General features: G+C 57.4%; 22 protein-coding genes. 8 read left to right on the forward strand and 14 right to left on the reverse strand.

Annotated elements, in window-relative coordinates; translation table 11 throughout:
• Positions 1 to 63: 63 nt before the first annotated feature.
• From pbpC to R2940_14400, 4 genes are all read left to right on the forward strand, one after another.
• A complete protein-coding gene (gene pbpC, locus R2940_14385; protein ID MEZ4600973.1) occupies positions 64 to 2,406 on the forward strand; it encodes a penicillin-binding protein 1C in 2,343 nt (780 codons plus the stop codon).
• Positions 2,407 to 2,513: 107 nt separating this feature from the next.
• Positions 2,514 to 2,738 carry a DUF3820 family protein gene (locus R2940_14390; GenBank protein MEZ4600974.1) on the forward strand — a complete coding sequence of 75 codons (225 nt, stop codon included), beginning with the start codon at positions 2,514 to 2,516 and terminating at the stop codon, positions 2,736 to 2,738.
• Positions 2,739 to 2,859: 121 nt separating this feature from the next.
• Entirely contained in the window at positions 2,860 to 3,342 is a 483-nt protein-coding gene (locus R2940_14395; protein ID MEZ4600975.1) for a YchJ family protein, read from the forward strand.
• An 18-nt stretch (positions 3,343 to 3,360) separates the two neighbouring features.
• Positions 3,361 to 4,632, forward strand: a complete 1,272-nt coding sequence (locus tag R2940_14400; protein ID MEZ4600976.1) for a solute carrier family 23 protein — start codon at positions 3,361 to 3,363, stop codon at positions 4,630 to 4,632.
• A 100-nt stretch (positions 4,633 to 4,732) separates the two neighbouring features.
• On the opposite strand, the gene R2940_14405 is transcribed toward R2940_14400, so the two are convergent.
• The gene (locus R2940_14405) at positions 4,733 to 5,641 is read right to left on the reverse strand and encodes an NlpC/P60 family protein (GenBank protein ID MEZ4600977.1); all 909 of its coding nucleotides are present in this window, start codon (positions 5,639 to 5,641) and stop codon (positions 4,733 to 4,735) included.
• A gap of 283 nt (positions 5,642 to 5,924) precedes the next feature.
• On the opposite strand from R2940_14405, the gene R2940_14410 reads away from it, so the two are divergent.
• Entirely contained in the window at positions 5,925 to 7,433 is a 1,509-nt protein-coding gene (locus R2940_14410; protein MEZ4600978.1) for an FAD-dependent oxidoreductase, read from the forward strand.
• 13 nt (positions 7,434 to 7,446) lie between these two features.
• Here the strand turns inward: R2940_14410 and R2940_14415 are convergent, their stop codons facing one another.
• The 5 genes from R2940_14415 to R2940_14435 all read right to left on the reverse strand — a co-directional run bounded on the left by R2940_14415 (position 7,447) and on the right by R2940_14435 (position 13,006).
• Positions 7,447 to 8,124: an SOS response-associated peptidase gene (locus R2940_14415; GenBank protein MEZ4600979.1), complete on the reverse strand. Its 678-nt coding sequence runs from the start codon at positions 8,122 to 8,124 to the stop codon at positions 7,447 to 7,449.
• Positions 8,125 to 8,186: 62 nt separating this feature from the next.
• Entirely contained in the window at positions 8,187 to 8,957 is a 771-nt protein-coding gene (locus R2940_14420) for an endonuclease/exonuclease/phosphatase family protein (protein MEZ4600980.1), read from the reverse strand.
• Between the two features lie 132 nt (positions 8,958 to 9,089).
• Positions 9,090 to 10,142, reverse strand: a complete 1,053-nt coding sequence (locus tag R2940_14425) for an ABC transporter ATP-binding protein (protein MEZ4600981.1) — start codon at positions 10,140 to 10,142, stop codon at positions 9,090 to 9,092.
• Between the two features lie 149 nt (positions 10,143 to 10,291).
• A complete protein-coding gene (locus R2940_14430; protein MEZ4600982.1) occupies positions 10,292 to 11,998 on the reverse strand; it encodes an iron ABC transporter permease in 1,707 nt (568 codons plus the stop codon).
• 3 nt (positions 11,999 to 12,001) lie between these two features.
• Positions 12,002 to 13,006 carry an extracellular solute-binding protein gene (locus tag R2940_14435; protein MEZ4600983.1) on the reverse strand — a complete coding sequence of 335 codons (1,005 nt, stop codon included), beginning with the start codon at positions 13,004 to 13,006 and terminating at the stop codon, positions 12,002 to 12,004.
• Between the two features lie 374 nt (positions 13,007 to 13,380).
• Here R2940_14435 and R2940_14440 point away from each other — a divergent pair, with 374 nt between their 5' ends.
• Positions 13,381 to 14,667, forward strand: coding sequence for an MBOAT family O-acyltransferase (locus R2940_14440; protein ID MEZ4600984.1), 1,287 nt, complete (start codon positions 13,381 to 13,383; stop codon positions 14,665 to 14,667).
• Positions 14,668 to 14,715: 48 nt separating this feature from the next.
• Here R2940_14440 and R2940_14445 read toward each other — a convergent pair whose 3' ends face one another.
• Positions 14,716 to 15,156: a hypothetical protein gene (locus R2940_14445; GenBank protein ID MEZ4600985.1), complete on the reverse strand. Its 441-nt coding sequence runs from the start codon at positions 15,154 to 15,156 to the stop codon at positions 14,716 to 14,718.
• 57 nt (positions 15,157 to 15,213) lie between these two features.
• Between R2940_14445 and R2940_14450 the strand changes: the two genes are divergently transcribed.
• On the forward strand, positions 15,214 to 15,768 hold the full coding sequence (locus R2940_14450) for a hypothetical protein (protein ID MEZ4600986.1): 555 nt from the start codon (positions 15,214 to 15,216) through the stop codon (positions 15,766 to 15,768).
• Between the two features lie 120 nt (positions 15,769 to 15,888).
• Here R2940_14450 and R2940_14455 read toward each other — a convergent pair whose 3' ends face one another.
• From R2940_14455 to R2940_14485, 7 genes are all read right to left on the reverse strand, one after another.
• A complete protein-coding gene (locus tag R2940_14455) occupies positions 15,889 to 17,010 on the reverse strand; it encodes a GEGP motif-containing diheme protein (GenBank protein ID MEZ4600987.1) in 1,122 nt (373 codons plus the stop codon).
• A complete protein-coding gene (locus R2940_14460; GenBank protein MEZ4600988.1) occupies positions 17,007 to 18,197 on the reverse strand; it encodes a fibronectin type III domain-containing protein in 1,191 nt (396 codons plus the stop codon). Before R2940_14460 ends, R2940_14455 begins: the two co-directional genes overlap by 4 nt.
• Before the next feature lie 151 nt (positions 18,198 to 18,348).
• Complete coding sequence (locus R2940_14465; GenBank protein MEZ4600989.1) at positions 18,349 to 19,722, reverse strand: DUF1302 family protein; 1,374 nt, start codon at positions 19,720 to 19,722, stop codon at positions 18,349 to 18,351.
• Between the two features lie 39 nt (positions 19,723 to 19,761).
• Complete coding sequence (locus R2940_14470; protein ID MEZ4600990.1) at positions 19,762 to 20,529, reverse strand: outer membrane lipoprotein-sorting protein; 768 nt, start codon at positions 20,527 to 20,529, stop codon at positions 19,762 to 19,764.
• Between the two features lie 148 nt (positions 20,530 to 20,677).
• The gene (locus R2940_14475; GenBank protein MEZ4600991.1) at positions 20,678 to 23,269 is read right to left on the reverse strand and encodes an FtsX-like permease family protein; all 2,592 of its coding nucleotides are present in this window, start codon (positions 23,267 to 23,269) and stop codon (positions 20,678 to 20,680) included.
• Complete coding sequence (locus tag R2940_14480) at positions 23,266 to 23,955, reverse strand: ABC transporter ATP-binding protein (protein MEZ4600992.1); 690 nt, start codon at positions 23,953 to 23,955, stop codon at positions 23,266 to 23,268. The genes R2940_14475 and R2940_14480 overlap by 4 nt, the downstream gene beginning before the upstream one ends.
• Before the next feature lie 60 nt (positions 23,956 to 24,015).
• Positions 24,016 to 24,564 carry a PadR family transcriptional regulator gene (locus R2940_14485; protein MEZ4600993.1) on the reverse strand — a complete coding sequence of 183 codons (549 nt, stop codon included), beginning with the start codon at positions 24,562 to 24,564 and terminating at the stop codon, positions 24,016 to 24,018.
• A 717-nt stretch (positions 24,565 to 25,281) separates the two neighbouring features.
• Between R2940_14485 and R2940_14490 the strand changes: the two genes are divergently transcribed.
• Positions 25,282 to 26,589, forward strand: coding sequence for an ABC transporter substrate binding protein (locus R2940_14490; GenBank protein MEZ4600994.1), 1,308 nt, complete (start codon positions 25,282 to 25,284; stop codon positions 26,587 to 26,589).
• Positions 26,590 to 26,791: the final 202 nt, after the last annotated feature.

Raw genomic sequence — 26,791 nt, forward strand, 5'->3', positions numbered from 1 at the left:
CGCTTTTATCCGCCGTTATCTGCGTTCAATAAAAAGGTCTTGATCCATGGCTAATGCCAAAACATGAAAAAACTGCTCCGGCCGGCCGCGATCTTCCTGCTGGTGATCGCAGCCGGCATCCTCATCATCCCCAAACCGGACCTGCTGCAGTATCGCAGTGCCTCGCGGGCCTATTTCGACCGCCAGGGACGGCTGCTGCGCCTGACCCTGGCTGATGACGAGCGGTACCGTTTGCCCGTCCCCCTGCAGGAAATCGCCCCGGAGTTACGGGAAGCCACCCTGCTCTACGAAGACCGGGATTTCTACCGTCATCCCGGAGTCGATCCCCTGGCGCTGCTGCGCGCCTTCTGGACCAGCTACATCCTGCGGGAGCGCCCGGTCGGCGCCTCCACCATCACCATGCAAGTGGCTCGGGTGCGTTGGCGCCTGCAGACCCGCACCCTGCCCGGCAAATTCCTGCAGATCCTGCGGGCCCTGCAGCTGACCCGTCATTACAGTAAGGACGAGATTTTCGCAGCCTACCTCAATCTGGCACCCTACGGCCGCAACATCGAGGGGGTCGAGGCGGCCAGCCTGATCTATTTCAACAAGTCCGCTAAGGATCTGACCCTACCCGAAGCCCTGAGCCTGTGCGTCGTTCCGCAAAACCCGGTGAAACGCAATCCCACCATTCCCGGGGGATTCGCCGCCCTGAAGGCCGCCCGGGATCAGCTGTTCCGGCGCTGGCAGGAGAGCTATCCCGAAGCTGCTCGTCTGCAGCCCTTTTTCGATCTGCCCCTGCAGGTGCGGATTCCGGAGGATCTGCCTTTTCGCGCCCCCCACCTGGTCTCCGGCCTCGACCAGCAGCTGCCTCCGGCGCAGAGAGGGCGCATCGCCACGACCATCGACGGAGAGCTGCAGAGCCTGGCGGAACGGCGCCTGAAGGATTATGTCGCGCGGCATAAAAATGTCGGCATCGTCAACGGCGCCGTGGCCATTCTCAATCACCAGACCATGGAGGTGGAGGCGCTGGTCGGTTCTGCCGACTTCTGGAATCGCACAATCGACGGACAGGTCGACGGCTGCACCGCACCCCGTTCCCCCGGATCGACCCTCAAGCCCTTCGTCTACGGGTTGGCCATGGATCAGGGTCTGATCCATCCCATGACCATGCTCAAGGACGCGCCGCGCCGCTTCGCCGGGTTCGCTCCGGAAAACTACGATCAGGCCTTCCTCGGCCCGATGCTGGCCCGCGATGCCCTGATCAACAGCCGCAACCTCCCGGCCGCCCATCTGCAGGCCGCTCTCCGCAAGCCCGGGCTGTACGAACTGCTGCAGACCGCCGGGGTGAAAAACCTCCGGGAGGAAAATTACTACGGCCTGGCCCTGGCCCTGGGAGGGGTCGAGGTGACCATGCTCGATCTGCTGAAGCTGTATGCCATGCTGCCCAATGGCGGTCTTCTCCAGCCCCTGCGCCTGTTGCGACATGATCCAATCACTACGGAAGGGCCCTCCCCTTTGAGTCCCGAAGCCTGCTTCCTGGTGCTCGACATCCTGCGTCACAATCCTCCGCCAATCCGCCCCGCCCTTCCCGGTCAGCAGGTTTCCGGGCCGCAGGTCGCCTGGAAAACGGGCACTTCGCATGCCTTTCGTGATGCCTGGGCGGTTGGTGTTTCCGGCCCCTATACAGTGGCCGTCTGGATCGGCAACTTCGACGGTTCCAGCAACCGGGCCTTCGTCGGTCGGGATGCCGCCGGTCCGCTGCTGTTCGAGGTCTTTCACAATCTGGCCAATGGCCGCCCCTGGCGGGCCGCCGATACCCTCAATCCTGGTCTGCTCAACCTGCAGAAGGTCCCCATGTGCGCCGACACCGGCGATCTTCCCGGCCGCTACTGCCCCCGCACCGCCGAATCCTGGTTCATCCCCGGAGTGTCGCCGATCAAGGTGTCCACCGTCCATCGCGCCGTACCGATCGACAAAAAAACCGGCCTGCGCGCCTGTCGGCCCCAGCCGGGAACGACTGAAATGCAGGTGTACGAATTCTGGCCTTCCGACCTGCAGCAGATCTTCCGCCAGGCCGGCCTGGCCCTCAAAAGCCCGCCCCCCTTCGCCGCCGACTGCAGTCTCGACCTGCAGAGTCAGAGCGGGGCGGCGCCGAGCATCCAGTCCCCGGTGGACAACCTGGAATACCGCTTGCGGAGCGAAAAGCTGGAAAAGGAAAGGATTCCCTTCAGTGCCGTGGCCGACGGCGACGTGCGGGAGTTGTTCTGGTTCGTCGACGACCGCTATGTGAGCTCCTCAAAATCCGACGAACCCTTTTTTTGGCCGCCGGTCGCCGGTGATTACGTGGTCCGGGTCGTAGACGATCACGGCCGGGCTGATCATCGGCGGTTACGGGTGGGGATGATGAGGGATCGGGAGAATTGAAAGGCAGAAATGACAAGAGAAGTCATGCCGAGGGTTCACATGCTTGCAAAAAGAACCTGACGCGGGTATAAGGATGCGATGTTTCTGCCCTGCTTCCCGGTGCCCTTATGAAACCCTCTTTTCCCTTCGACCACGCGGCCCTTCTGGAACTGGCCGAGATGCGCATGCCTTTCGGAAAGCACGCCGGACTGCGGCTGATCGACCTGCCCGAACCTTATGTCATCTGGTTCGCCAAGCAGGGGTTTCCGGAAGGGAAACTAGGCAGGATGCTGGGCATCGTCTACGAAATAAAGGTCAACGGGCTGGAATACCTCTTCGAGCCCTTGCGGTGAGTCTGGTTACAACCGATCAGGTTTCTCCAAATCGAAATCGAAATCGGGATCGAAATCGTTATTTTGATTATACTTTAAGTTTTTCATAATCCGGCATCCATGCCGATCAAGGAGTCTCTCCATGAACAACTGCCCCTGCGGCAGCGGTAAGGACTACGCCGCCTGCTGTGAACCGATCATTTCCGGAAAAACACCCGCCGAGACGGCGGAACAACTGATGCGGGCGCGCTACTCGGCCCATGTCAAGGTCGCGGTCGATTTCCTCTTCGAAAGCACCCATCCCGACCACCGGCAAGGGTACGATCACAAGGGGACCCGCGATTGGGCGGAAAAGGCCGAATGGCACGGTCTGCAGATTCTCGATACGGCCCAGGGAGGCCCCGATGACGAGGCGGGGGAAGTCGAGTTCATCGCCCGCTATCGGGACAAGGGCGGCGTGCACAGTTACCACGAGCGCGGCCAGTTCAAGCGCAAGAATAAGCGATGGTTCTTCGCCGAAGGTGTCATGGTCAAGGAGCAGCCGCTGAGTTCCAGCAAGGTCGGGCGCAACGATCCCTGCCCCTGCGGCAGCGGCAGCAAGTTCAAGAAGTGCTGCGGGAAGTGACCGGGAGAAGGCCGCCTCATGGATCTTCGCTACCGGCTGGATGACCTGCCCCCTTTTCGCGAGACGACGCTTTTCGGTCTGCAGTGGCTGGGAATCGCCTTTCCGGCCATACTGATCATTGGCCGGGTGGTCGGCATTCTCCAGTTTCCCGACTACCTCGACCAGATCCTTTTCCTGCAGAAAACCTGCTTCGTGATGGCCCTGACCATGGCCGTCCAGATCCTCTGGGGTCATCGCCTGCCGCTGGTGTCAGGGCCGGCCGCCGTGATGCTGATAGGGGCGGTGGCCAGCGCGGGAGCGGCTCCCGCCGCCGTCTACACGGCCATTTTCGCCGGAGGGCTGCTCCTCGCCATCCTCAGCGCCACCGGGATTTTCAACCATTTGCAGAAACTGTTTTCCCCCCGCGTCGTTGCCGCGGTGCTGCTGCTGATCGCCCTCACCCTTACCCCGACCATTCTGCGGCTTCTGATTCCTGACGGAGGAGCCTCCCCCCTGGCCAATCTCCTTTTTGCCATGGGTCTGCTCATGGCCCTATTCATCGCCTATGGACGGCTCGGCGGGCTGTGGCGCTCCACCCTCATCGTCTGGGGACTGGTTGCCGGGACAATAGCCTATGCCGCCCTGTTCGGCCTCCAGCCCCGGCCGGTTTCGCCCATCCCCGCAGTTGGCGGCTTTTTGCGCGGCCTCGTCCTGCAGCCGGTCGCGGACCTTGGTGTCCTTCTGGCTTTCCTCTTCTGCTTTCTCGCCCTGTCGGTGAACGATCTCGGCTCCATCCAGTCGATCGGCTCCCTGCTGCGGCCGCCCGACATGCCCGCCCGCCTGCGCCGCGGAATTACCCTGACCGGCTTGGGCAATGCCCTGTCGGGGCTCTTCGGCGTCCTCGGCCCGGTCAATTTTTCCATCAGTCCGGGCGTGGTCGCCGCCACCGGCTGCGCCTCCCGCTATACCATTCTGCCGGCGGCCCTGGTGCTCCTGGTCCTGTCGTTTTTTCCCGCTGCGATCTCCCTGGCCGGTCTGCTCCCCGATGTCGTGATCGGCAGCATCCTGCTCTACATCCTTACCGCCCAGGTCGCGGCCGGACTTGACATTCTCCAGCAGTCCGGGCCCTTCCAGTTCCGTCATGGGCTGATCCTCGGCCTGCCCCTCCTTCTCGGGACCATCATCGCCTTCCTGCCTCCGGAGGCCGTCGCCACCTTCCCGCCTGTCCTGCGTCCGGTGCTCGGCAACGGTTTCGTCGTCGGTACCGGGGCCGTATTGCTTCTGGAACATCTGATCCTGAAAGATGGATGACCGCCGCGAACTCTGCTCGAACCGATTCCACAATAAATCAAGGGGCCAAATCCCGAATGAGATTTGGCCCCTTTTCGACTAAAAGCAGGAATGTCTATCCTCAATCATCGGACAGCAGCCGACGAGCTCCAAGAAATCTCCGCAAGGTGGATTTTTCTTCCAGATTCGAAATGCGGATTGTTTCCTTCGGGCGCGGGGCATGTATGTACTTCCCCTCCCCCAGGTAGATGCCGACGTGGTTGACCCGCTGATTCTTGCCGAAGAAGACCAGGTCGCCGGCGGCCAGCTCGGTACGCTCGATGGGCTTCCCTTGATGGTACTGCTCGGAAGAGGTGCGCGGCAGGTTGATGCCGCAGAGGGAATAGACCGTTTTGACGAACCCGCTGCAATCCATGCCGGTTTCCCTCGACATGCCTCCCAGGCGGTATTTCACGCCGAGAAAGTCGAGGGCGATCCGGGCGGCCCGGAATCCGAGATTCTGGGGGCCCAGCGGATGCCGGGCCAGGTCCTTCAGCTCGCTGGCGACCATGGCTCGTACCGTCATTTCCGGTTCCGCAGGAACCGCAATCGCTGCTTCGATCGCAGCCGGTTCCACCGTTTGGGGCACCGCCTCTTCTGCGGCCGGCGGGACCTCGCCGACAACGTCCGCAGACTCTATCGGCTGACCGGATGTCTGAGATTCGGCGGGAACCTCGGGCGTGGGAAGGGTGGTTTTCACGATCAGGCTGCTTTTTACAACCCCTTCGGCTTTCAGTCTGGCGGCCGTCTGCCGGGCCTGATCCCGGGAAACGAAGTTGCCCAACCGTACGACGAACAACCCCTTTTTGTTGGGAGTGACAAAGGGGTTCAGACCGGTATCTTCAAGCTTGCAAGCGATTTTTTCAGCGGCGGTCTCAAGGGCGAAGGCGCCGACCTGCAGGGTATAGGCCTGATCTCCGGCACCGGGTTCGGCAAAGGCGGTGGTCGCCCACAAGGTGAAAGCGATCACCAACAGAAACTTTCTGCTCATGTCTGGCATTCTGAAAATCACCTGGCAAAACGTCCAGGCCCCCCATAAAAAACGAATCAGCGGAGACATATCAGTCCGTCAGAATCAAACTTCCTTTTAAAGAATATTTGCGAAAAAGTCATCAGAAATTTCTCCGTCCTTCTATGAGGCTTCGAGATGGAGGTTTTTTCAAGGATTTTGCCGAGCTGAAGAAAGAGTGGAGGTTCCGGTATCTGCAGCCGTTTGCCATTGGTTTTACACCTGTTAGTGTTTTCAAATCAAAACCAGTCACGGGAGGTGGGCAATGACGAAATCGATCTGGGAGGCGACGTCCCCGGACGGCACGGCTTTTCCATCATTGACCGGGTCTATTGAAACCGATGTGGTCATCATCGGTGGCGGCATCACCGGAATCATGGCGGCCATGCTGCTCACTGAAGGAGGAAAACGGGTCGTGATGCTGGAAGCGAAGCGGCTCGGTTCCGGCTCCACCGGGCGTTCGACCGGCAATCTTCACATTGTGCCGGACGAGACTCTCCATCCCATCAGGAAAAAGTGGGGAAAGGAGGCGATGGCGCTTGTCGCGGAGTCCCGCGGAGAGGCTCTGAAACTGCTCGAGTCGACTGTGGCAGAGTACAATCTCGATTGCCGTTTCTGCCGCCGGCCGCATCACCTGATTGCGACAGACGATTCCCAGTTGCAGCCCCTGGAGGAGGAACATGCAGCCATGGACGAGGCGGGCCTGATGGTTTCCAGAGTCACGGACCTGCCTGCTCCCTTCTCGGGACGGAAGGGATTGATCATCGAGGGGCAGGCACAGTTTCATCCTTTGCTGTTCGTCCAGCAACTGGCCGGCAGGATCTCCTCGGATCGATGCCGGATCTTCGAAAACTCACCGGTCAGGGAGATCGACGAACTCCATGTCAGGGTGAAGACGGACTCGGGCGAGGTTCGGGCGGCTGCCGTGATCATGGCGACCCACACTCCCAAGGGATTCAACCTGGTGCAGACGGAACTCAGGCCCAATCGGGAGTACGGCATTGCAGGCCGGCTGCGTTCCGGCACGGTCCCCGATGGAATCTTCTGGACCATGCAGGAGATGAGCCATTCCATTCGATCCTTTGAGAGGGAAGGGACCAGGTATTTCATGGTCATCGGCGAAGAGCACAAGACCGGCCAGCACGATCCGAAGTCGGACTATTTCCGGCGGCTCGAGGAGTACGGCCGCGACTGTTTTGACATAGGAGCCATCGATTTCCGCTGGTCGGCCCAGAACTACCGACCGGCCGACCTCCTGCCGTACATCGGGCGCACGGCGGCGTCGGGGAAGGTCCACATGGCAACGGGATTCAGCACCAGCGGTCTGCTTTACGGACCGCTGGCGGCGATGATTATTTCGGACGTGATCCACGGGCGGGAAAACCGATGGGAACAGGTCTATCGTTCCACCCGCTTTGCCCCTGGCAAAGGGGGTCAAAAAATATTCAAGGAAAATGTCGATGTGGTGAAGCATTTCTTCAAGGATTACCTGACCCCTTCTGAAAAGAAGCAACTGGGGGATATACCGCCAGGCAGCGGCAAGGTGGCTGATTTCGAAGGGAAAAGGGTCGCCGTGTACCGCGACGAACAGAACGGCTGGAGCGCCGTCTCGCCGGTCTGTACCCATCTCGGCTGCGTCGTCCATTGGAACCCTTTGGAAAAAAGCTGGGACTGTCCATGCCACGGCAGCCGTTTCGCTCCCGATGGCAGCGTGATCGAAGGTCCGGCTCTGGAGCCGCTGGCAAGGAGGGAGCTGCATTTGCGGGGAAGTTAGGCGTTTCCACCGGTCAATCCGAATCTGGCCTGCGCGGTGTAAAGCACTCCGGCCCCTCGTGGCCGACCTTGTTGACGTAGGTGCTGACGGCTGTCAGCAGCAGGTCGCCGCAGTCATAGGGGGCGAGAAGGGGTAAAAGCTGGTCCGCATCTGAGACGGTGGGATCAAGCCACAGGGGGAAATCCACTGGTTGCAGAATGGCCGGCATGCGGTGGTGGATGGGACGGATCAAGGGGCACGGCTCGGTGGTCAGGATCGAGCAGGATTCCACCGGCCCCTCCGGTCCCTCCCACCTCTCCCAGATCCCGGGAAAAGCCAGCGGACTTCCGTCCCACCGGGTAATATGAAAGGGGAGGCGCTCTTTCCCCTTCTTTTCCCACTCGTAATAACCGCTCGCCGGCACCAGGCAGCGCCGCGAGCGGAAAGCCCGGCGAAAGGCCGGCTTTCGCGCCACCGTCTCGCTGCGGGCATTGATCATCGAGTAACCGATCTTCGGATCGCTGGCCCATTCCGGGATAAGCCCCCAGCGCAGCATCGCCAGCAGGCGGTGCCCTTCGGCATCGGCGCGCACCGTACCAATCACCGTGTTGGGCGCAACATTGTATCGCCGCCTCGGCAGTTTGGCCTCGAAAAGGTCAAAGTAGTTCTTGAGGTCGGCTTGAGAGAGGGCCTGCGAGAAGCGTCCGGGCATTTGAGACTCTCCCCGAGAAGGAAAAAACTCCTTTTCCCCAACATTCTATCTCAAGCGGTTTCCTAGGGAACCCGGAACGCTCTTTTTTCCGATTGTCTGGGGCGTTCCCGCTTCTCCTGTTCGACTTCAATATCGAAATCGAGGACCAGCGGAAGATGGTCGGAGAAAAGAACCTGCGGAATCCGGAGATCCCGTACCTTAATCCCCTGACTGTAGAGAATGAAGTCGAGATGCCGGGTCGGATGCCGGCTCGGAAAGGTTGGCAAACGGCTGGCGTTGGCGTTCTGCAGGCCTGAGGCAGCCAAAAAAAGGTCGATTTCCCGTTCGCCCCACAGAGCATTGAAATCCCCCGCCACAACATAAGGTTTGCCGGTACTCTTCACCAGGTCGTAGAGTGCCGTCAGTTGCTGATGGCGCGTCCGCGCCCCGAGGGCCAGGTGCACCAGATAGAAAACCACATGGTCCAGCTCCAGCTCGATGACCAGACGCTTCATCCCCTTTTGAAAGAAATGAAAGGTCTCGTTGCAGATGCGGTCGCGGGCCAGAAAAGCGTTTCCCTGCTTGTTGAAGACCGGCAGGTGGGACCAGAGAGAGGTCTGGGCGTATTTGACTGAATGCGAATGGTAGCACTCCAGGGAATCCGCCAGCAGTTCCGCCTGATTTTTCCACCCGGTGCGGTAGGAGCCCAGATCGACCTCGATCAAACCGGCCACATCCGGGTTGAGACTGCGCAGAAAGGTGGAGATCCGTTTCAGATTTCTGGCTGAGGGCCGCACAAATCCGTGCGACCTGGAACCCGTCCCGTATCGGATGTTGTAGAGCACAAACCTCATGGTCCCCTCGCAGTCGTTTAAGATGCCTGCTTTCAAAGGGTAAATAGCGACCGCAAGGAATGCAAGCCCTGCCCCTTCTTTGCTCTTGAGCGGCAGCCTCCCTCCGCCCCTGCTTGAACGATCTCTGCAGGATCATTCTTTCACCGGGAATACCACCAGGTCGCGCACCTTGGGGTGAATGTCGATCAGGTCGCCGACATCGTAAGAGAGATGGCTGGGAACAAGCGCCTGAACCAGATCTTCATTCGGCAAGCGCAGGAGGTAGAGGATGTCGCCACCCCTGAAACTTCGCCTCACGATTTCGGCGCTCACCGAATCGTGAGAATTGCAGGCAATTTCCTCGGGGCGAATCAGTACCCTGACGGCCCGCCCTTCAGCCAGTCCAGGGGAAAAATCTCCCCTGAGGATGCCGAGAGCGGTTTCCACCCCTCCATCTTTCCGGACGGTTCCCGGAAGCAGAGTTCCTTCCCCCACAAAACAGGCCACGAAAGGGTCGGAGGGCGCATGATAGAGATCGAAGGCCGTTCCCCATTGCCGCAGCCGGCCGCTATCCATCACCCCGATCCGGTCGGCTACTGCAAAGGCCTCATGCTGATTGTGGGTGACGAAGAGGGCTGTAGCTCCATTGGCTTTGAGAATGTCGCGCACCTCCATCGAAAGTCGTTCCCGCAAGGTGACATCGAGGTTGGAGAAGGGTTCGTCCAGGAGCAGGAGCTCAGGTTGGGGGGCCAGGGCTCGCGCCAGGGCCACCCTCTGCTGCTGCCCCCCTGAAATTTCATGGGGATACCGGTCGCGCTCCTTCTCCAGCCCGACCAGTTTCAGCATCTCCTGCACTCGTAGCGGTTTAAGCTCCCGTTCGACCCCCCGCAGACCGAAAGCGATGTTTTGCGCGACCGAAAGGTGGGGAAAGAGCGCGTAGTCCTGAAAGACCATGCCGATCCCCCGCTTCGCCGGCGGAAGATGGAGCAGCGGACTGCTGACAAGACGCTCGTTCAGGCGAATTTCACCGTCAAGCAGCCGTTCAAATCCTGCGATTGTGCGCAGTACCGTGGTTTTCCCGCACCCACTGACTCCGAGCAGGCAGCCGATCTCGCCTTTGTCCAGCTGCAGGGAAAGCTCGCGGATCACCATTTGAGGACCGTAGGACTGGGAAATCTTGTCAATCTGTAGAACCGGTTGCTTCATATCTTTCTTCTCATCCAAACAGTTATGCATTCGAAAATTCGATTCGTCATGCCCGATGGGTCTATCGGGCATCCATGTTTTCCAGGATTCAAAGACTGGATTCCCGATCAACATCGCTTTGGGAATGACTTTTTGCCAAACATCAAGCCTTATTTCCGACTTTTCTCCGATTTTTCGGAATGGCGCATCAGCAGCACGATGGGAGCGAGTCCGGCCAGGACCAGGCCCACGGCCGGCAATGCCGCCCGCTCCCATTCCCCCTCTGACGTGAGCTCGAAGATCTTGACCGCCAGGGTGTCCCAACCGAACGGGCGGGTCATCAGAGTAATCGGCATCTCCTTCATCACGTCGATCAGTGCAATGGTGGCAGCGGTCATCAAGCCGCCGCGCAGCATCGGCAGATGAATTCGAACAAGAATGCCGGGCCCCCGCAGGCCGGTGAGGCGGGCGGCCTCATCGATGCTCGGCGTTACCCTGTGCATGGCGCTGTCGATCGGTTTGAACCCCGTGGCCAGAAAACGCACCAGATAGGCCGCCAGCATGATGATCACGGTCCCCTGCAGCAGGGGGCCGAGGCGCACTCCCCATAACTGCCGGGCGACATCGATGATCAGGTTGTCGAGGGCGGCCAGGGGGATGAAGATGCCGACCGCCAGCACCGCCCCCGGCAAGGCGTAGCCGAGATTGGCCACCTGTACCAGGGTGCGGGTCAGACCATCGGGATGACGGCGGGAAGCGTAGGAGATGACGAGCGCTGTGGCGGTGATCAGCAGGGCGGCGGAGATTCCCAGCAGAAGGGAACGTCCCACCAGCCCGAGGTAGCGGCTGTTGAATTCTTGCGAAAAACTCGCCAGGGCCCAAGTCCCCAGCTGGAAAACAGGAATCAGAAATCCGGCCAGCAGCACCGCCGAGGCCCAGGCCGTCGCGGCCACCCCTTTCCAGCCCCGCAGCCGGAGGCGTTCTCCCGAACCGTATTGACGGGAAGTGGTGAAACGCCGCCGGGGAGAAATCAGTTTCCGTTCCATCGCCACCAGCAAAAGCACCAGCGCGACCAGCAGCGAAGACAGCTGCGCCGCCGCCGGCAGGGAGAAGAATCCGTACCACGCCTTGTAGATGGCTGTGGTGAAGGTGTCGAAGTTGAAGATGGAGACGGCACCGAAGTCGGCCATGACCTCCATCAGCACCAGCAGCAGTCCACCGCCGATCCAGGGGCGGGCCATGGGCAGAGCCACCCGGAAAAACCCTTCGAGCAGACCGCACCCCAGGGTCTCGGCAGCCTCAAGAGCCCGCTTGCCCTGGCTTTGGAAGGCATTCTTGGTCAACAGATAGACGTAGGGATACAGGGCCAGGGACATGACCAGGACGACCCCTGCGCCAGAACGCATGTTGGGAAAGGGTGTCCCGACCCCGAACCATTCCCGGAAGGCGCTCTGGATCGGACCGGCGTAATCGAACAGGCCGAGAAAGACAAAGGCCAGCACATAGGTCGGCATGGCCAAAGGAAGCAGCAGCGCCCACGAGAAGAAACTTCGCCCAGGAAATTCACAGACGGCGGTCAGCCAGGCCAGGCTCACCCCTAGAAGCAGCGTGCCGCCCCCTACCCCAACTACCAGCCACAGCGAATTCAGCAGCAGTCTTGCCAGCAGGTTCTCCCGCAGATGGCTCCAGATATCCCCGGCCGGGGTCAGCCAGGAGAATCCGACCACCGACAGGGGCACCAGAACGAGCAGGGCTACAAGGATGGTGAAAATCCGCCAGCCGTCATAGAAGCGAAGTCGACCGAGAGGGGCCAGGACGATCGCCAGCGGCGCCCCGGCCCCCCTCGGGGAAGGGTTGCGAAAAAAAGGGATCGGCATGAATCAGCGGTAACCGGCGCGATCCATGAGCTTGATGGCTTCGGCCTGCAGCTCCCCGGCGTTGTTCACATTGATCGGATTCTGCTTGAACGTTCCCCAGGCCGCAACATCGGGATGGGTCTTGACCGCGGGATTGGCAGGGTATTCCAGGTTGGCGTCGGCGAACAGGCTCTGGGCTTTTTCGGAGGAGAGCCACTCCAGCAGCTTGCGGGCGCCGGAGGCATTGGGAGCCTGCCGGGTTATCCCGGCACCCGAGACGTTGACGTGGACGCCGCTCCCCTTCTGGTTGGGCCAGAACTGGGCCAGTTTCAGGTCGGGATTGTCCTCTTTCAGTCGGCCGAAATAGTAGGTGTTGACCAGACCGACATCACCCTGCCCGGCAACGATGGCCTCCATCACCTGAGTGTCGTTGGAGAAGGGGGGCGCGGCGAGATTTTTCACCCAGGAGCGGACGATCTGCTCCGCTTTCGCCTCTCCATGCTCGGCGATCAGCATGGCCACCAGCGACTGGTTGTAGACCTTGTTCGAGGTGCGCAGCAGCAGGCGCTTGTTCCAGCGGGGATCTCCCAGAGCTTCGTAGGTGGAGAGCTCCCCTGGGTTGACCCGCTCGGTGCTGTAGACGATGGTCCGGGCCCGGAGCGACAGGCCGAACCAGAGGTTTTCGGGATCCCGCAGATGATCCGGAATATTTGCCTCCAGCACCTTGGACCGGACGGGCTGCAGCAGGCCCTTTTCCGCCGCCTGCCAGAGGTTGCCCGCATCGACGGTGATCAGCATGTCGGCCCGCGTGTTCTTCCCTTCGGCCATGAGCCGTTGCAGAAGGGGACCTTCCTTGTCGGTTATGAAGGTGACCTTGACCCCGGTTTCAGCCGTGTAGGCGTCAAAAAGGGGGCGAATGAGATGCTCATTGCGCGCTGAATAGACCACCACCTCTTCGGCCAGAGCGGCTGCGGGAAGGATGAGAAGCAGCAGGGAAAAGAAAAGGAAATACGAACGCAAGGGGATCATGTTTTCTCCTGGGGGAAAATAGAAATGAAAATTGTTTTCAGAAAGATAATGAAAAAGGGGAACTGTTGTCAAGCGGAATGAGTGGAAAAGAGCATCCTGCGACGATAGTTTTGATGGGGTTATCCGGCAGGCTGATCGGATTAAGCTGGCAAACAGATCTGAAAAATGTTATTCAAGGATCGTTTTTCCCGAGGTATCAGATGCTATTCAATTCACATGTTTATATTTTTCTTTTTCTCCCGGCCGTGCTGGCTGGCTTCTTTTTTCTTAACCGCCTGCGGTGGGTTCAGCCGGCGAAAGCCTGGCTCGTCCTTGCCTCCCTTCTGTTCTATTCATACTGGAATCCGAGATATCTTCTCCTGATTGTGGCCTCGATGCTTTTCAATTATGCCTTGGGCACCGCCATGGCAAGGCATGAGAAGGGCGGGAGAGCGAATCCAAAGGCAGTTCTTATTTTTGGAATCTCGATCAATCTGGCTCTGCTCGGGTTCTATAAGTACTCGGATTTCTTTATAGAAAACATCAATGCTCTTGCCGGAACCGATTTTAGTTTCTTCCGCCTGGCCCTGCCGCTTGCCATCAGCTTTTTTACCTTCCAGCAGATTGCTTACCTGTTTGACAGCTATAAAGGCGAGACGACCGAATACGACTTTCTCAACTACTGCCTTTTCGTGAGTTTCTTTCCCCAGTTGATCGCGGGGCCGATTGTCCACCACAAGGAGATGATGCCGCAGTTTGCACGGGTGAAGAACGTTTTCTTCAACTGGAAGAACATGGCTATGGGCGTCTTTATTTTCTCCATCGGGTTCTTCAAAAAAGTCGTGGTTGCCGATTCTTTCGCCGTCTGGGCCACTGCCGGCTTTGACGGAGCCGACGTCCTGACATTTTTTGAAGCCTGGGCATCGTCTCTGAGCTACACCCTTCAGCTGTATTACGACTTCAGCGGCTATACGGACATGGCCATCGGCTCGGCCTACATGTTCAACATCCAGCTGCCGATCAATTTCAACTCCCCCTACAAGGCGGTCAACATTCAGGATTTCTGGCGCCGCTGGCATATCACTCTCAGCCGATGGTTGCGCGACTATCTGTATATTCCCCTCGGTGGCAACCGCAAGGGGCCCGGCCGCACCTACATCAACCTTTTTTTGACTTTCCTCCTGGGGGGCTTATGGCATGGGGCGGGTTGGACCTTTGTCCTCTGGGGGGGCATGCACGGCGCCGGGACGGCCCTGCACAAGTGGTGGCAGGACAAGGGTATGCGGATGCCGAAGTGGGCGGCCTGGCTGACGACTTTTCTTTTTGTGCACTTCGCCTGGGTTTTTTTCCGGGCCCAAAGCTTTGACGATGCCCTCAAGGTGTTTCGGGGATTGTTCGGGTTGAGCGGATTTGTTCTGCCGGAGGGCCTCGGCGCAGCTTTTGGCTGGCTGGGGAATTACGGCGTCGAATTCGGCGAGGCCCTGGCCGGTATCGATGGAGGAAGCACTGCAGCCAGTATGCTTCTTCTCTTCGGCCTGATTGCCGTGGCAGCAAAAAATTCGCTCGAAATCGGCGCCTGCATGAGAACGAACAAGAGGCACCTGGCGTTTTCGCTTGTGCTGTTTACCTATGCCACCTTCAAGCTCACGCAGGTATCTGAGTTTCTATATTTTAATTTCTGAAAAATGAGACAACATAAACGCTGGACATGCATCTGGATGATCGTCTGCCTATCCGTACTTTTTCTGGTAGGTTTTTGTAACTTCGTCATCGATCCGTTTCAACACTTTCGTAAAGCGACCTTTTACAAACCGTATTTCAAGAATTCCCGTTTCCTCAACCCCGGTGTGGCGCGGCATTATCCCTATGACACGGTGATACTCGGCACATCCATGGTACAGAACTTCAAGCCGGGCTATGTCAGGGAAAAGCTCGGGTTCAGGTCTGTCAAGCTGACAATCTCCGGGGGAACCGCCTATGAGAAACGATTGACTCTCGACGTGGCCCTTAAGACGGGGAAAGTCAAGAACGTCATCTACGGATTGGATGTTTTTTCCTTTACGGGAGAGCCCGACCGCTTCAGCAATGGAAAAGCCGGCATGCCGCTCTACCTGTATGACGACAATCCTTTCAATGATGTCAATTATCTTCTCAGCCTCGATACCATTCAATTTTATAAATATCTTTTTCGGGCAAATTTTTCGGGCAAGGGCTTGGACAGGACACACGTGGACAGTCTGGGTACTTGGGCTACGGAGAAAGACTCCCGGTTCAGTGAAGCGGCTGTGTTCCAAGATTGGGCGCGGGCTCAGTTCGGCAAGACGCTGAAGCCTGACGATTTCGAGGTGGAAAAACTGGTCCGCAGCTTCGAGCTGAATTTTCTACCCATCCTGGAAAAAAATAAACAGATCGATTTTTATATTTTTTACCCACCATATTCAGCCCTGATCTGGGCGAATTCCTATAAGAAAGGCACTTTAGAGCCTATCCTTGCCTTCAAGCGGGGCGTTTTCGAGCTGACGCGTCGTTTACCGAATGTGAAACTGTACGACTTCCAGGCGTGTGAGGAGATCACCTTCAATTTCGACAACTACAAGGACATCTCCCATTACTCCCCCCACATCGATGATTTCATCGTCGATTCCCTGGGGTCGGATAAATTCCGGATCAGTGAAGAATCGATCGAAGAGCAGATGCGTAAATTGCGAGATGCGGCCATTTATTTTTCCAGGAAGTATAATCAGCCTCAAGGTTGGCGATCGGCCGGCGTTGGCGTTTTGTAATCCAGAAGCCATTAAAAAGAGGTCGATTTCTCGCTCGGCCCAAATCCACTTCGATCAGTCCCGCAACATCGGGATGCGCAGAAAGGTGGAGATCCGTTTCAGATTCCGACAGAAAAGGGCCTATTCAGGGGGCCTGATGGCACCGTATACGACCAGTTCTCCTTTTGCGGCCATCTGGAACTGCTGCTCGGCCCAGTTATATCGATAGGACTTGTTGTCCTCTGTGTTCACCTGAATGGCGACAATTGATTTAACGCAATAGTCGGCATTTTTGGCTACCGGCCTGCCGGGATTGAAGGGATAGGGCGGTTCGTCCCGGTCTATGCTCCATTGGGATCGATCAGGTACGATCGGTTGCAGGTATGGCGATATGAAACGATAAGGGCCTTCGCCGTGCATGTGGAAATGACCTTTGGCGTCAGACTTCATTCTGCCTTCCAGCAGAGGATAACCATCCCGCTCAAAGGCCACTAAGAAGAACTGCTTCCCCGGTATCTGCTGCCCATCCCGTAATGGGACCTCCGCAGGGTGTTTTATCCATGGATAGCGTGAGAAAAATACTCCCTGGGCAAAGCCTTCCTGGAGGTCTTTTATGGCAAAGTTGCGGCTGTAGCCGCTGATGGAGTAAACGGTAATATCCGTAGCCGAATCCAGGATTCCCGCATCCAGCAAAAGATCCAAAACCTTTACTCCGGAATATACGGCATAATAATCCCCGAACTTGGCCGTATCAAACGCCATCAACTGACTGGTGCGCGGCAGCCGGCTGAGTCTGGTCCTGTCGTAAATAACCGCCGGCGCCTCTTGCGTTGCCGGACTGTCGTTTTTATCTCCGGGAAGATAGCCGCCCTTTATCTCCTCCGCATTGCTGAAGCCGTCTCCGTCAGAATCCTGTGCGCCAACAGTGATGAAGGCCTCCACGTTTCTGCCGGCCTTGAGGTATGCCGCCCCGTAAGCATTCAGCGTCTTGGCGAGACTGCCCTGGGGGTGGGGGGCCTTATACCCGTAGACTGTGTGGCAATAATCACAATCATTAAGATACCTTCCTTCGATAACACCACCGGTATGGCACAAAAAACAGTTATCCGTCTTGGTGTCCCTGGCTTGGGGATAAGCATCCACAAACAGCATTGAATCCAGAATGTTAAGATGGGCTTTATAAGCCGCCAGCACGGGAAAGGTCAACAGTGCCAGAAGTACCAGAATCGGAGGCAATAGAGATGGAGTGAAGAGTTTTTTCATTTTTTACCCCCCTGACTGCCGTCCTCGACAATCGCGGTCCAGCCAAAAGTATTATTAACAACATTCGCCTTGACCCGGCTTTCCAGGGCGCCCTCATAAAAAACCACCATATATTCTTGCCCGGGCTGCATCTTGGCACTGACCCGGATCATCCTTCCATCGGCCTCGTCCAGGAGGACTTGTACGTCTTGAACCTTGATTCCGGAAGGTTTTTCATAAACTATGATGGCGTCGGGATCGGCAATCTTCACCGGCTGGTCCAGCCAGACAGCAGGCGTATTTTCTGGTAGAACAGCGGTGCTCATCCTTTTATCTCTCGGCCTAATTTCCGGCAGCGTAACAGGCAATAGCTTCGAAGAGGGCCCAAAACCTGCCTCGTTGCCGGCCTGTACTTTGAAATAATAGGTTCTGCCGGGCAAAAGACCACCGTTCCCGCGCCCGCTAAAGGTGTGGGTCGTGTCTGCAAGCTGCCAATCTTCCCCCGGATACGGTTCTCTTGAAAGATCCAGAGCGCTGATAAAGTATCCGTCAGGTTGGGAGGAAAATGTGACACGGTATCGTTTTGCTCCCGGCACCGGATCCCAGGCCAGCGTTACTTCATAGGAGGTAGCGTCCACAAGCCGCACCTGCCGGGGAACAGTGGCCGGCGGCAACCCCAGATTGAACTGCCCTTCGCCTTGATAACAAACACCATGAATATCCTGTATCATCAGGTTCAGCACCATGGGCCCCGTGACAGGCGGGTTGATGACACCGGGCAGGGTCAGGTAAAGATCGGTGCCCGCAGGTATGACCAATTGCTCTGCTTGCGGTGTAAATGTGCATTGCACATTGTCAATGGCATCTTTTACATCCATGGTGCCGCGAACCACCCCGTAAAACCGGTCCTGCGGCATTTTATACTCCAGTCTGGTCAAGGTGCAGCCGGGATCAGCAGCCAGAATGTCATTCTGGATAATTCTGAAACCCTGGGGAAGCTCGACTTTTATCCCGGCCCCTTTGGATAAATCCAACGGACCCTCGGCACGGAATTTCACAATATAGCGAGTTTCCTCTCCGGGAACCAAAGATGCGGCTGTAACGGTCACAGCGGAAAGGTCGGCTCCTTTCACAGCAGAAGCGCCTGCCATGAAAAGAAATACGAAGGTGGATATAAGAAAAAAACTTTTCTGTTTGAACGGATGCATTTTAATCCTCCTTCACAGCTTACGGATAAGTTTTTCGCAAGAGATAAAAAAGAAGGCTGCCGGCGGAAACGCCGGAAGCTGGATTATAAACTGTTGAAAAGGCAATTTGGAGGGAAATGCTACAAACCCTTGCGGGCAAGATCAAACCGTCCTACCAAGCATACCTGATTTCCACCTCCAGCTGGTCGTTCCAGGCGTACCTGCCGAACATGGATTGGGCGGGGCCGGTGAACGCGACTGCCGTTACCCCGGCTTTCCAGGAATCGGTAAACGTGTACCAGAGCTTCACTTTTGCCATCCCGTCGCCGTGCTCCGGGTTGTAGGCGATGTTCAAATTCGTTTCCACCTTCTGGTTCATCAGGAATACCTTGAGATTGCCCCAGAGCAGGGTTTCGAACTTTCTGTCATAAAGAGTGTCCGGCCGGTCGAGAATGGCGGTCTGCTGGGCCTGTAGGGTCAGCAGCACGTCCTCCACAATGCGGTAATCGGCGCCGACGCCGTAGGCAATCGTATCGCTTCGGTGCTGATTGGGGGCCAGGGGGAACACTCCCGGCGCCGGTGCCGCCGGATATCCCCACAGTTCCTGGCGGGTGTTGAAGATGCGGTCGAAGGTGTAGGCCGCTTCCCCCCGCAGGCTCCAGTCACCGGCAATGGCGGCCGCATCCAGTCCGATGGAAGTGATTTTGTGAAAGTCCGGAACGAATCCCGGATCGATCAAAATCTTGCCGGATTGGGGTATGATGGCGAGCGCGGTGGTTTTGAAGACCGGCCTCGTATCGAAGCCGTGGAAGAAGTTCAAGGCCCATTCGATGTCTCCGACGTGCTGCGCCCGCAGGCCGACGGCGCTGTTTTCGATGGTGCGCGCCGGCAGGTCGGGTTCGTCCGGCTCGATTTCGGCATCCGCTGCCCGGGAAAATTCCGAGAGGATCGATCTGCCGAACCATCGCTCGTCAGGCAGGGGAAGACGGTAAGGGACGAGCGCCGGGACCCAGACCGCATCCAGGTTCCAGACGCCCTTGTACAGATTGGCGGAGAGGGAGGGCACCCCGATCTTGCGGTCTTCCAGCGGCCGCAGGATGAAGCGGGTGTAGTCCCAGGGATTCAAAAGGTCGTTTATGGGATACTCATCCAGCCTGCCCCAGGCAAACCGTTGAATTCCGGCCCGCAGTTCCAGATCATTGGCTGTAAAGCCGACATACAGTTCCTTGAACTCCAGAAACGGCGTGTTGCTCTGATAGACCTCGTCGAATGTCTTGAGCAGCGCATTGTCCGTGGCGGGAAGATCCACGGTTCCGTCCCAACCGCCTTCCAGCCAGGAATGGAAACGCCACTTCGATGGAGGCGTATCGATCTTCAGCCTGCCGATCAGGCTCGGGTATTCCTCCTCGCTTTCGCTGTCCAGCGCCGCCACGCCCCTCAGATCAAGCCTGCCGGAAACGGAAAAGTAGTCGCCGGCGAAACAGGGCGCGGTGAAGGGCTTCGCGGCGAGCAAGATGCAGGCCAGGCACAGGCAGATTCTTCGCATAGGATTCCCAGAGGAGCGCGCTTGCCGGGTCTTTGGACGCTATCTGCCGCTCCGCTGCAGTGACCGCTGGGTAAACAGGTCGTCCGAAAACTTTGTATGATACTGGATGCTTTCAAGGGTCAGCTCGGTTCGGTGGCTGGTCGATCTGTTCTCCACCTTGAGCTGAAACGGCGTCGGAATGCCGTCGATGATCCTGACATCCGTGAATTCCCCGGCGCGGTAGACCTTGTCGTCCTGGTAATATTCGATCTTCAGATGCACCCACAGGTCTTTTGCCACCCAGCCGATGTATTTGGTGTATTTGCGCCGGATTTTGGGCGTCACCTCGACGACGTAACAGGGCCTGCCGTCGATGTTTTCCTCCTTCAGGATCTTGAATTTGTAATCGTCCAGGCTGGGCGGCCCGCCGAAGTCGTCGTAGGAGAAGTCGGAGCCAAAGAAGGAATCGTCCTGGGAGGTGGTCGGGATGCGCCGGACCCGTTTGTATTCGGGGAAATAGGCCCAGAGGTCCCGTTCCGCGAAAGTGTGGGCGTGGATCAGGAAACCCACTCCTTTCAGGTCCGGCGGAGAATTGAATACCACCAGCACCTTGTAGGCTTCCGGGTCGGCTTTTTTGCTGTACTCGGTAAGGGTCCTGGTCCGCTTGCCGCCGCCCTTGTCGAAAAGGACCATGGTGGCCTCGGTCTGCCGGTCGAGGGCCCGGGAGCGGACTTCGTGCACCTTTTCATACACCTCGCGGCCGCTCATGGCCTGGGCGGAAATTGCCGGAGAAACGATCAACAGGCATGCGAGCCATATGATCAGCACAATGTGTCGCCCTCCTGGTGGGCAGACACGCGGGTCTGCCCCTGCGCCCCCCCATCCTGTTCCTTTCCAGCCAGAGGGAAGGGGATTCTTTCGATTCAATATTTCACTCCTTGTGCCTTGCACCCTGTGCCCTGTGCCCGATTTTCTTCTATTCATAGGTCAGTGCCTCCACGACATCGGTTTTGGCCGCCCGGCGGGCGGGATATATCCCGGCCAGGGCCGAAAGCCCCGCCGCCAGGACGAGTGCCCAGGCGATGGAGCCGTAGGGGATGAAATATTGCGCCGCCGAACTGTAGTTGGCCCGGAACGAGCCTTCGAGGTTGAGCCACCCGGTGATGACGCCCGCGCCGCACCCCAGCAGCCCCCCTGCGGCACCCATGAGCAGGGACTCGATCAGCACGACGGCGGTGACCTGCCGTCTAAGCATGCCGATGGAGCGGAGGATGCCGACCTCCCGGGTCCGCTCCAGCACCGAGGCCAGCAGGGTGACGATGATGCCGAAACAGGCGATGGTCATAGTGATGACGCTCAGCGCGTAATTGAAAACAAAGGTCCCGTCCATCGCCTTGCGAATTTCGTCCTTGAATTCCTGTACCGGCAGGACGAACAGTTTTCTGTCGCCTCCCAGTCGTTTCTGGATGGCATCGCGCACGGTGGGGATGTCCGCCCCCGGCACGACCCGGACCGAAAACTGGTCGGCCAGCATGTCTCCCCAGTGGCGCTGGAAGGTGAACAGATCGAAAATTACAGTGCCGCTGTCGTACAGGTAGTCCACCACCACGGCGGTGATGCCGAACCGGACAGGTCCCGAAGGGGTGGCCAGCGTTATGACGTCCCCCGGTTTGAGGCCGAACCGGGTGGCGAAAGGTTCGCTGACCACGATATTGTCCTGGTGCGGCAGAAGACGCCGGATTTCCTCCCCGTCCCCCTGAGTGACGATGAAGTGACTGTATTCCCCCCGTCGTACGATGTCGATGGTCGAGAGAAGCACCCGCTGGCCGTTGTAATCCATATACAGTTTTCGCCAAGGATCCGCGGAGCGCACCCCGGGTACCTCTTCGATGTCGCGCCACATCTCCACCGGCATCGGCACGGTCTGGGCGTTGGTGCTGGAGCTGGGGTGCCCGGCCGAAACGATGATATCGGCGCGGACCACGGCATCCAGCCAGGTCATGACCGACTCTTTGCTGCTGTGGACGTAACCGGCCGAATTGACAAAAACGGAAATGCCGAAGAATATGGCCGCCACCGCAACCGCATTGCGGGTGATGTTCTTCTGCAGATTGAGCCCGGCGAGCCTTCCCATGGACCCGAGGCGGGAAGCCAGAAACCGGTGGAACAGGGAAAGAAAGCCTTTTAGGAATGCCGGCGTGAAAAAGGAAATCCCGAGGATGAGAAAGAGCTGGGCCGAGAAGAGAAATGTTCCGTTTTTGAAAACAGGAGAGAAGTCCGAAAACTTGTACAGGCAGAATACCGCTGCCGCCAACAGGAGAAAAATACCGGCGGTGATGTTCAGGCGTTTCCCGGTGAAGAATCCTTCCTCTAGCCAGGGCACGGAACGAATGGCCGAGACGGGGGAAATGCGGTTGCTCGCCAGGACGGGGAATACGGCTGCGGCAAGACTGGCGGCGATTCCGCAGGCGATGCCGGCCGCGGGATAGACCCAGGTCAGCTCGATTCCGGTGACCGCCGTCCTCGCGTACCACTGGGAAACGATCTTGCCCAGGGTCCCGACGACGGAGCCCGCGAACAGGATCCCGAGCCCGACGCCGAGCGCCGATCCGACGGCGGAAATCACCAGGGTTTCGCCCAAGAACAGCTGCATGATCTGGCCGCGGGTGGCCCCGAGCGCGCGCAGGATGCCGATCTCTTTGCGGCGATGAACGATGGAGATGGAGACGGCATTATAGATCAGGTACATGCCGACGATTATGGCGAAGAAGCTGATCAGGTTCAGGCCGGTCTGAAAGTTGGCCAGCATACTCTCAATCTGGCGGGTCCTGCCCACCGGCGTCTCGACCGAGTACCCTTCAGGCAGCGCGGCCAGGATGCGCCGTTTAACCGTTTCCAGGTCCTCGCCCCGCAGGAGGCTGACGTCGACCCGGTCGATGCGCCCCTCCTTGCCGAAGGCCATCTGGGCGGCGTAGATGTCCATGACCGCCAGATTGCCTCCCATGACCTTGGCCGGCCCCTCGGGGTTCAGGATGCCGCGGACGCGAAAGGTGCGGGTTCCCTGGACCGTCTCCACCTGGATTTGCTGATCCAGGGCGATCTGCTCCCGCTCGGCCATGGTTTTCGTGATGATGATGGAGTCGGGTCTGGCCAGGAACAGCAAGGGGTCGGGGATGTCCGCACTCTCGTTGGAAAGGCTGTAATCGCGAATCTGGCCATCGATCAGGACGTCCACGCCGAGAATCATCAGGGAGCGTTCCTGGCCGGCGGAGAGAAGCCCTTCGGTATCGATGACCGGCACGGCATACTCCACGCCTGGCACGGCCTGCACCTGTTCGAGGATCGCCTCGGGGAAACCCGACTGGGCGCCGGTAACCTGGAGACTGGCGCGGCCCGTCGCATGAATGAAGGAATCTTCGAAGGAACGGAGGACGCTCTTGTTGACGATGCCGATCGAGACGATGGCGGCCACGCCAAGGGCTATCCCGGCTACAGCCATGATCGTCTGGGCTTTCTGGTGCTTCAGGTGCTTGAGGCTGATGTGGCGGAGCAGGTTGGCGAGGTTCATGGCATGACCTCTTGGAGGAAAACGTCCTCCGACAGGGTGCCGTCCCTGAGGGTGATGATCCGCGTGCCGTAGGCCGCCGCCTTGGGATCATGGGTGACCATCACGATGGTCTGCCCCTTTTCGTTGAGTTTTGCCAGGAGCAGGAAGATTTCCTCGCTGGTGTGAGAGTCCAGGTTGCCGGTCGGCTCGTCGGCCAGCAGCACCGCGGGTTCGGTGATGAGGGCGCGGGCGATGGCCACCCGCTGCATCTCCCCGCCCGAAAGCTGTTCCGGTCGATGCTCCATGCGTCCTCCCAGTCCGACCTGTTCCAGGAGACTGGCCGCCTTGTCCTTGACCCGAGAAAAAGGGATCCCTTCCAGAAGAAGCGGCAGGCTGACATTCTCGATGGCGGTCAGGATCGGCAGGAGGTTGAAAAACTGGAAGATGAATCCGACCCGCCGGCGCCGGATGAGGGTGAGTTCGTCGTCGGAGATGCCGTGCAGGGGCCGGTTGTCGATAAAAACCTCTCCCTTTGTCGGCTGATCCAGCCCGCCGATGAGGTTCAGGAGGGTGCTCTTGCCCGATCCGCTCGGCCCCATGATGGACAGGAATTCCCCCGCTTCGATCCTGAAGGAAACATCCCGCAGCGCATGAACTTCCTTTGCTCCCTGATGATAGGTTTTCCCGGCATTCACGACTTCAATCATAGGTTCTCTCCCAACCTTCTATGCGTTTACAAATACATGCAGTTCACAGCCTCACACCCCTCACTCCTCACTCCTCACGTCCTTTTTAATCTTCGAGGCGCACAAATCCAGCCACTTGATATCGGCCTCCGCATGGAACAGCCCCGCGTCCATAAGCAACTCGGTTGTGAGCATATCGGGATTCCCCGGTTTTTTCTTCAGGGCGACCTTTCGCTGCGTGAGGCGGGTCATCTGTTTGAGATAGAGGGCTTTCTGTTTTTCTATCAATTCCAGAATGGATGCCGGGTCGCGCTTGTCCATGAAGACGAGCTTGATGAAGAATTCATCGCGCAGCGCCCGCACCTTGCTGACCGGAGTGGAGAGCCATTCGAGCAACTCCTCCCTGCCTTTTCGGGTAATGCTGTAGATTTTCCTGTCCGGACGCCTGTCCTGCGCCTGACGGTCATGGGTTACAAGGTCTTCCTTCTCGAGGCGGTCGAGGGTTGTGTAAATCTGGCCGTAGTTCAGGCTCCAGAATTCCCCGATTTTCTCGTCGAAAGAGCTTTTCAGTTCGTAACCGTGCAGGTCTTTCTCGGCCAGGATGCCGAGCATCGCATATTTGACTGACATACGCCTTCTCCTTTAGATAAAAGTATATATAAAATGTTTTATAGGATGTCAACATCTTCTTGATCGCTTTCACAGTCATTGGGGAATCGGGTGAGCTATGGAAGTAAATCTCCTGGGAACAGCTGCGTCCTGCCGTAGAGGGGAATTTTTCTGGAGCGTTAATTGCAAAAACACTGATAGAGAACAGTATTTCCGGGGGGATCCGGTTATAAACATGACTCCCGGCAGTTGGGATAAAAATACCCCTAAGTGGGTTTCTTTTTTCAAGAAGTGGAATTCAACAAAATGCCATTGGGGAAACACTTTGTAAAATTCAGGGCTTTCATAATCATTCTTGTTTTGTGGGGATTGCCGTGTCTGGCTGAAGGAGCCCGGAAGGAAAGAATCCTGGTTTTACACTCTTACCACCAGGGACTGGAGTGGACCGACAGCATCACAGAAGGTATTCAGGCTATTTTCAAGCCTTTCGATAGGAACTATGAAATTTATTATGAATATCTTGATGCAAAAAGAAATGTCGGGGATGACTATGACAAAAAGTTGACAGAGCTTTTTTCTGCAAAAATGAAGAATGTTCAATTTAAGGCAGTGATTATCTCTGACAACAATGCGCTTACTTTTATAAAAAAGAATTATGGTTTACTGAAAGGAGGTCCACCGCTCATCTTTTGTGGCATCAATCATTTTCAGCCCGACCTCATCGATACCCTGCCGTTGGTGACGGGAGTTACCGAGGAAACGGATATTGCCGGGAACCTCGAACTGATGCTGCGGCTGCATCCGGAGCGAAAACGGATCGTGGTGATCCTGGACGGCACCCCGACCGGAAAGGCTTTAAAAAACTCCCTGAATGAAGCAGTCGCAAAGTTTCATGATCGTGCCCAGGTCGAACTTCTGCATGACTTCACCCTGGAAGAAGCGGCCTCTTATACGGCCGCTTTGGGGCCCGAGGACATGATCTTCCTTCTCACCTTCAATCGAGATCGCAATGATAATTATATTTCCTATGCTGAAGGATTAGCCCTGTTGGCAGAGGCGTCAAAGGTGCCGATTTACGGTCCCTGGGATTTCTATCTCGGTAGAGGCATCGTTGGGGGCTTGATAACTCCGGGATTTGAACAGGGGAAAATCGCCGCGCAACTGGCGCTGCGCGTTCTGAAAGGGGAAAATCCGCACAATATAGCGATCGTCTCCGGCACAAGCAGTCGTCCACTGTTCGATTACAATCAGCTGCAGGCCTTTCGCATCGACACCCGCAAGTTGCCGAAAAATGCCCGTATTATAAACAGTCCTCCCGGTTTTTATGAAAAGTACCACAGGGTTGTGCTCGGTTTCTGTCTGGGCGCCGGTCTTCTGCTTGTTCTTTGCTGGTGGCGGCTGCTCCGGGAAAAGCGCGAACGGGATCGGTTGGTGCAAATGAATGTCGCCCTCGACAAACTCGTGGAGGAAAAGACCGCTTGCCTGCAGGCAACCAACCAGGTTCTCCAGAAGATCGCCATTACCGATGATCTTACCGGGCTTTACAACCGCGGCTTTCTGTTGAAGCAGCTTGCCGCAAAAATCGCTTCGGTTGATCGACAAGGTGGCGATTTGTCGATTATTCTTATGGATCTGGATTATTTCAAAAGGATCAACGACACTTACGGCCACGATTCCGGTGACAAGGTGTTGGAACAGATCAGTACTATTCTCAGATCATGCCTGCGGGAAAAAGACCTGGTCGGCCGATATGGGGGGGAGGAATTTCTGGTCATACTTCCGGAGACCGACCTGAAAAAAGGCAAAATAATCGCCCACCGCATCCGAAAAAGTATCCAGTCCTATCAATGGGAACGGGAAAATTTCAGGACAACCATCAGCGGTGGCCTGGTGCAATATACCGGAGAGTCTATGGAATCCCTGCTGAAGCGGGCGGATGACCTCCTTTATCAGGCAAAAAATCTGGGGCGAAACCGGATGGAGTGCTGCCTGCTGGAGCCGAGCGAAGGTGGCAATGGCAGCAAATCCCTTAAACCCGCCCCTTGAATGGTGTCACCGTTTCGGCTGCTGGCGATGACACCCATCGCTTTTCAAATACCTGAATGCCTTTCTCGAGTTTGCTTCCATCGAGCTTTCCATTGACCTCCAAATCAACCGTGAATCTTATCGCCGATATGTGGAAGAACCTGATGCAGCCAATTGCCAGGTTAGCCTCCCCGTTTTCAACCTCCGCCGGTTCTTGATACTC

The organism is Syntrophotaleaceae bacterium (assembly GCA_041390365.1).
GTDB lineage: Bacteria > Desulfobacterota > Desulfuromonadia > Desulfuromonadales > Syntrophotaleaceae > JAWKQB01.